Source organism: Aeribacillus composti, assembly GCF_007827555.1.
GTDB lineage: Bacteria > Bacillota > Bacilli > Bacillales > Aeribacillaceae > Aeribacillus > Aeribacillus composti.
Window position 1 is genome coordinate 1,215 of sequence record NZ_VISS01000062.1, and the last position, 3,001, is coordinate 4,215.

Annotated in this window: 1 rRNA gene; it reads left to right on the plus strand. The window is 55.3% G+C overall.

Features of this window, described 5'->3' with window-relative positions:
* Positions 1-68 precede the first annotated feature (68 nt).
* A 23S ribosomal RNA gene (locus tag FB379_RS18100) occupies positions 69-3,000 on the plus strand.
* Position 3,001: the final 1 nt, after the last annotated feature.

The following is a 3,001-nucleotide window of genomic DNA, read 5'->3' on the forward strand; positions in this document are numbered from 1 at the left end:
TGATTGTTCTTTGAAAACTGGATAACGGAAAGACATTCACGAATAGATCGCTCATGTTAGGAAGAAACGGTTAAGTTAGAAAGGGCGCACGGTGGATGCCTTGGCACTAGGAGCCGATGAAGGACGGGACAAACACCGAAATGCTTCGGGGAGCTGTAAGTAAGCGTCGATCCGGAGATGTCCGAATGGGGGAACCCACTGTCCGTAATGGGGCAGTATCCATACCTGAATCCATAGGGTATGGAGGGCAACCCGGGGAACTGAAACATCTAAGTACCCGGAGGAAGAGAAAGCAACAGCGATTCCCTGAGTAGCGGCGAGCGAAACGGGAACAGCCCAAACCAAGAGGCGTGCCTCTTGGGGTTGTAGGACACTCGATTAAGGAGTGACAAAGGAACGGGGTAGACGAAGAGGTCTGGAAAGGCCCGTCAGAGAAGGTAACAACCCTGTAGTCGAAACTCCGTTCCCTCCCGAGTGGATCCTGAGTACGGCGGGACACGTGAAATCCCGTCGGAAGCAGGGAGGACCATCTCCCAAGGCTAAATACTCCCTAGTGACCGATAGTGAACCAGTACCGTGAGGGAAAGGTGAAAAGCACCCCGGGAGGGGAGTGAAAGAGAACCTGAAACCGTGTGCCTACAAGTAGTCAGAGCCCGTTAACGGGTGATGGCGTGCCTTTTGTAGAATGAACCGGCGAGTTGCGATTTCGTGCAAGGTTAAGCCGAAAGGCGGAGCCGCAGCGAAAGCGAGTCTGAAGAGGGCGAAATAGTACGAGGTCGCAGACCCGAAACCAGGTGATCTACCCATGTCCAGGGTGAAGGCAAGGTAACACTTGCTGGAGGCCCGAACCCACGCACGTTGAAAAGTGCGGGGATGAGGTGTGGGTAGGGGTGAAATGCCAATCGAACTTGGAGATAGCTGGTTCTCTCCGAAATAGCTTTAGGGCTAGCCTCAAGGGAAGAGTCTTGGAGGTAGAGCACTGATTGGACGAGGGGCCCCCATCGGGTTACCGAATTCAGTCAAACTCCGAATGCCAATGACTTATCCTTGGGAGTCAGACTGCGAGTGATAAGATCCGTGGTCAAAAGGGAAACAGCCCAGACCGCCAGCTAAGGTCCCAAAGTATACGTTAAGTGGAAAAGGATGTGGAGCTGCTTAGACAACCAGGATGTTGGCTTAGAAGCAGCCACCATTTAAAGAGTGCGTAATAGCTCACTGGTCGAGTGGCTCTGCGCCGAAAATGTACCGGGGCTAAACGTATCACCGAAGCTGCGGGTTGACACCGTTGGTGTCAGCGGTAGGAGAGCGTTCTAAGGGCATCGAAGCCGGACCGGAAGGACCGGTGGAGCGCTTAGAAGTGAGAATGCCGGTATGAGTAGCGAAAGAGGGGTGAGAATCCCCTCCGCCGAAAGCCTAAGGTTTCCTGAGGAAGGCTCGTCCGCTCAGGGTTAGTCGGGACCTAAGCCGAGGCCGAAAGGCGTAGGTGATGGACAACAGGTTGATATTCCTGTACCACCTCCTCACCGTTTGAGCAATGGGGGGACGCAGGAGGATAGGGCAAGCGCGCGGCTGGATGTGCGCGTCCAAGCAGTTAGGCTGGCAAGCAGGCAAATCCGCTTGCCGGAAGGCTGAGCTGTGATGGCGAGGGAAAGGAAGTACCGAAGTTCCCGATTCCACACTGCCAAGAAAAGCCTCTAGCGAGGTGAGAGGTGCCCGTACCGCAAACCGACACAGGTAGGCGAGGAGAGAATCCTAAGGTGAGCGAGAGAACTCTCGTTAAGGAACTCGGCAAAATGACCCCGTAACTTCGGGAGAAGGGGTGCTCATCAAGGTGATAAGCCATGATGAGCCGCAGTGAAAAGGCCCAGGCGACTGTTTAGCAAAAACACAGGTCTCTGCGAAACCGTAAGGTGAAGTATAGGGGCTGACGCCTGCCCGGTGCTGGAAGGTTAAGGGGAGCGCTTAGCGAAAAGCGAAGGTGCGAACCGAAGCCCCAGTAAACGGCGGCCGTAACTATAACGGTCCTAAGGTAGCGAAATTCCTTGTCGGGTAAGTTCCGACCCGCACGAAAGGCGTAACGATCTGGGCACTGTCTCAACGAGAGACTCGGTGAAATTATAGTACCTGTGAAGATGCAGGTTACCCGCGACAGGACGGAAAGACCCCGTGGAGCTTTACTGCAGCCTGATATTGAATGTGGGTACAGCTTGTACAGGATAGGTAGGAGCCAGAGACGCGTGAGCGCCAGCTTGCGCTGAGGCGACGGTGGGATACTACCCTGGCTGTACTGACATTCTAACCCGCGCCCCTGATCGGGGCGGGAGACAGTGTCAGGTGGGCAGTTTGACTGGGGCGGTCGCCTCCTAAAAGGTAACGGAGGCGCCCAAAGGTTCCCTCAGAATGGTTGGAAATCATTCGGAGAGTGCAAAGGCAGAAGGGAGCTTGACTGCGAGACCTACAAGTCGAGCAGGGACGAAAGTCGGGCTTAGTGATCCGGTGGTTCCGCATGGAAGGGCCATCGCTCAACGGATAAAAGCTACCCCGGGGATAACAGGCTGATCTCCCCCAAGAGTCCACATCGACGGGGAGGTTTGGCACCTCGATGTCGGCTCATCGCATCCTGGGGCTGTAGTCGGTCCCAAGGGTTGGGCTGTTCGCCCATTAAAGCGGTACGCGAGCTGGGTTCAGAACGTCGTGAGACAGTTCGGTCCCTATCCGTCGCGGGCGCAGGAAATTTGAGAGGAGCTGTCCTTAGTACGAGAGGACCGGGATGGACGCACCGCTGGTGTACCAGTTGTCCCGCCAGGGGCACCGCTGGGTAGCTATGTGCGGAAGGGATAAGCGCTGAAAGCATCTAAGCGTGAAGCCCCCCTCAAGATGAGATTTCCCATCGCTAAACGCGAGTAAGATCCCTTGAAGATGACGAGGTAGATAGGTCCGAGGTGGAAGCGTGGTGACACGTGGAGCTGACGGATACTAATCGATCGAGGACTTAACCAAG